This is a genomic window from Anaerolineae bacterium (assembly GCA_016931895.1).
Classification (GTDB): domain Bacteria; phylum Chloroflexota; class Anaerolineae; order 4572-78; family J111; genus JAFGNV01.
Genome location: JAFGDY010000050.1, coordinates 1 through 3674 on the forward strand (window position 1 = coordinate 1; position 3674 = coordinate 3674).

The 3674-nt window shown below is 53.8% G+C and carries 3 protein-coding genes; 1 reads left to right on the forward strand and 2 read right to left on the reverse strand.

All coding sequences use genetic code 11. The annotated features are described in order from the left end of the window. The first annotated feature begins 195 nt into the window (after positions 1–195). Positions 196–1344 (forward strand): patatin-like phospholipase family protein, encoded by a 1149-nt coding sequence (locus tag JW953_04315; GenBank protein MBN1991902.1) that lies wholly within the window; start codon positions 196–198, stop codon positions 1342–1344. On the opposite strand, the gene JW953_04320 is transcribed toward JW953_04315, so the two are convergent. Then, on the reverse strand, positions 1339–2145 hold the full coding sequence (locus JW953_04320; GenBank protein ID MBN1991903.1) for a BtpA/SgcQ family protein: 807 nt from the start codon (positions 2143–2145) through the stop codon (positions 1339–1341). The genes JW953_04315 and JW953_04320 overlap by 6 nt on opposite strands. Positions 2146–2228: 83 nt before the next feature. Then, positions 2229–3494, reverse strand: coding sequence for a SpoIIE family protein phosphatase (locus JW953_04325; protein MBN1991904.1), 1266 nt, complete (start codon positions 3492–3494; stop codon positions 2229–2231). Between the last annotated feature and the right edge of the window lie 180 nt (positions 3495–3674).

Consider the following 3674-nt stretch of genomic DNA (forward strand, 5'->3'; position numbering starts at 1 on the left):
AATAATTTAACGGCAGGCCAAATGGATGGTTGAGTTTGGGCATAGGTTGTATCAAGAGGCACAATACCTTCTGCCAAAGGATAATCGAATTGTGCAATAAGCGTTTTGGTTGTCAACCCGGCCCCCATATGATATACTGGTAAACAGTAGCTTGCTTAAAGCTACCCAGGCCATAGAAAGGGAAATTAAAACAGCATGAAGCATCGCACGCGAGACGAACATTTTTTTGAGCCAGGCCCTAAACGTATTCTGGCCCTTGATGGGGGAGGGATTCGGGGCGCATTGACCCTGGGGTATCTCCAGCGGATTGAGCATATTTTGCGGCAAAGAGCCGGCGGCGATCCGGAATTTAGATTGTGCGACTATTTTGACCTCATCGGCGGAACTTCCACCGGCTCAATTATTACCACCGGCCTGGCCCTGGGTTTTTCGGTGACAAAAATCCAGCAACTCTATCAGAACTTATCGGATGAAGTTTTCAAAAAACCTTTGCTGCGGTTGGGAGTTTTTTCTTCAAAATTCCCGCAAGAGCCGTTGGTTCAGGCGCTCACCGAATATTTTGGCGATCATACCCTGGGTAGTGAAGCACTGCAAACAGGTTTGATGGTGATGACCAAGCGGCTGGATACAGGCAGCCCTTGGGTGCTGCATAACAACCCTCGCGGCAAATATTTTAGTCCCGGCCCAGAAGGAAAGATAGCCAATCAAGATTACCTGCTGCGCGAAATTGTCCGGGCCAGCACGGCGGCGCCCCATTATTTTGAGCCGGAGGAAATAGAAGTGGCCAGGGGCGTGGCCGGGGCGTTTGTGGATGGCGGGGTTAGCCCTTACAATAACCCGGCTTTGCAATTACTGCTGTTGGCCACGCTGGACGGTTATGGTTATCACTGGCCGGTGGGTGAGGATAAATTGCTGCTGGTTTCGGTGGGTACCGGCTATCGAGAATTCAGGCTGGCGGCCAAAGAGGTAATGGCTATGCCGGCCATTCAACTGGCCGCCCAGTCTGTCCTTTCAATTATGGGCGATTGTGATTGGCTGGGCCAAACCGTGCTGCAACTGTTATCGCGCAGCGCCACGCCCTGGCCAATTGATAGTGAAGTAGGCGACTTGCAGCAAGACGTGTTAGGGAGCGGGGCCGCGTGGATAACTTATTTGCGTTACACGCTGGCCTATGAGGCCGCCTGGCTTAGCCGTCAGCTCAATATCCAGATGGATGAAGACGAGGCCGCCAGCCTGTATGCCATGGATAACCCCCAGAATGTGCAAAAGCTGTCTGAGTTGGGTGCTGCCGCGGCAATGGTCCAGGTGAAAGAAGAGCATTTTCCGGGAGGGTTTGATCTATAAACCTGATCTTAACTTGTTGACTTTGTCCATAAAAGGTTTGACCCGGTTAAAGTCAACCGCCTGCGCCCAGTGGCCGCTTTGTTTAAAGTAAGAACCCACAATGAGCGCGTCGGCAATAGCCAGATAGCGATCAACATTTTCTAAGGTAACGCCGGAGCCAACCAGAACCGGGATGGTGACTGATTCTTTGACGCGCTGCAACGCTTCCAGGCTGGCCGCAGCCCCGGTCACCGCGCCGGTCACAATCACCCCGTCGCTTAAAAAGAACTCCGCGGCGCGGGCCGTTTCAACAATGTCCACATCGGCGGTGAGGGCGTGGGCGCTATGTTTCTTTTTTATATCCGTCAGCACCAAAATATCAGCCGCGCCGATGTGGCGGCGATAGTGTAACAGCTTCCCGGCGCAGCCATCTATTAGGCCCTCATCGGCCACGTGCGCAAACACAAACCCCTCCACCCGCACAAAGTCGAGTCCGGCGGCCTGGGCAACGCCTAACGCTTCTTTGTTTGCCCCGGCCAGGATTTGCACCCCGCACGGCAGACCGGTTACATTTTTGACCTCGTAGCCTACTACGGCCATCGCCGCCACAATTTCTGGCCCAACCGCTCCCTTAAGATAAGGAACATCGTGCATATTCTCGATCATCAGCATGTCAATGCCGGCGTCTTGATAGATTTGCGCCTCTGTACGGGCCTGGTCAATAATTTCCGGCATGGCCCGCTGGCCCTTAGGAGTGCCGGGCAGCGGGTCAACGTGGATCACGCCGATGATGGCTTTTTTGTTTTTGAGAAAGTTTTTCATAGGATTGGGCCATGAAAGAAATAAGAAATGAAAAATAAGAAACTTTGGCTGAACAGTAAGGAACCGACCGCCCCTTCTCTAAATCAGGGAATTCGATGAATGGCCAGCATGGTGATGTCGTCGGATGGGGCGGCCCCGGCAGCGTGGTTACGCACGGCTGTTTTAAGCTGGTCCAGCCAGGCTGTGGCCGAAAGCGACTGGCCTCCGGCCAGCAGCAAGCGTAATCGTTCTTCGCCAAAAAACTCACCGGAGACGCTGCGGGCCTCGGTGACGCCGTCGGTGTAACCCAGCAGGGTTTCGCCCGGCCTAATATTGGTCTGGGCGGTCTTAAAGGTGGAGTGGGGCAGCATGCCCACGATGGGGCCGGTCGGTTCTAATTCTTCCTTGATGCCGTCGGGGCCAAATAAAATGGGAGGGTTATGGCCGGCATTGATGTAAGTTAATAAACCCGTTGTTGGCTCCAGCACTCCCAAAAAGAGCGAGGCAAACATCCTGGCCCGGTAGTGATTGCGCAGCACATAATCGTTGGCCAGGGCTACGGCGTTCAAGGCATTGGCGCTGGTGGAGAGGGGCGCTTGTTTCTGCCCGCTTACGCCGGCTGGCGCGGCCAGCCGATGGTCTGGTAGATAGTCTGGCCCCAACAAGAGGCCTTGTTCGGCAAAGGCCCGGATCAGGCTGCGCACCAGAGCCATAAACAGGGCCGCCCCCGCCCCTTTGCCGCTGACATCGGCAATAATAAAACCAATCATATTTTGAGCCAGGGGAAAGGCATCGTAAAAATCGCCGCCAACGGCGCGGGCCGGGTGAAAGTAAGCGGCTATTTCCCAGCCCGGCGGTTGGGGCAGTTTATCCGGCAGAAAGTCGGCCTGAATACGCCCGGCAATTTCCATCTCCCGTTCTACCCTGGCCATTTGGGCCCTTTGTTCGGCCCGGTAATCGCCGGCCTGGCGCATCCGGTGGCTGAGCATTTTGACTACCTGATAGCCGACAGCGCCGTTTTTAGTGATCAAACTTTCAAAGTCTTGCCCGGTGATTTCCAGGGTAGTGGTATCCTGCAAAGCTCTAACACCGGCCGAACGTGTTTCCGCTTCCAAAATAGCCATTTCACCAATCAATTCGCCGGGGTCGCTGGTGCCTAAAAAGGTCTCGTCGGGGGTGCCAATATTGCGCAAAACTTCCACCTGACCAGATTTAATGATATAGGCCCTATCGCCGCGAGCATGCTCGTGAAAAAGGAATTCACCGGCCGGATAAAAATTTTCTTTAAGAATGTGGGCTACGGTTTCCAGCGCGGCCATGGAGAGGGTGCTAAAGAGGGGGATCTGTTTTAAGAGGTCAATATTTTCCATTTGCGTTCACCCGGTTCATTTTTGGGCACCTCCCACCCTATAGGCATGCATTATACCACGTTAGGTTGAGGTTGGTAAAGGAGACTTTGGGGAGATATACTAAGCGCACGCTAAAATTTCAAATTTTTCTGTCATCAGGGTTGCCAGTTCATCGGCGTGCTCATCCAGGTTGTCCAGCAC

Coding starts and splice junctions, on each gene's coding strand:
- JW953_04315 (MBN1991902.1), top strand. CDS start 196: ATGAAGCATCGCACGCGAGACGAACATTTTTTTGAGCCAGGCCCTAAA.
- JW953_04320 (MBN1991903.1), bottom strand. CDS start 2,145: ATGAAAAACTTTCTCAAAAACAAAAAAGCCATCATCGGCGTGATCCAC.
- JW953_04325 (MBN1991904.1), bottom strand. CDS start 3,494: ATGGAAAATATTGACCTCTTAAAACAGATCCCCCTCTTTAGCACCCTC.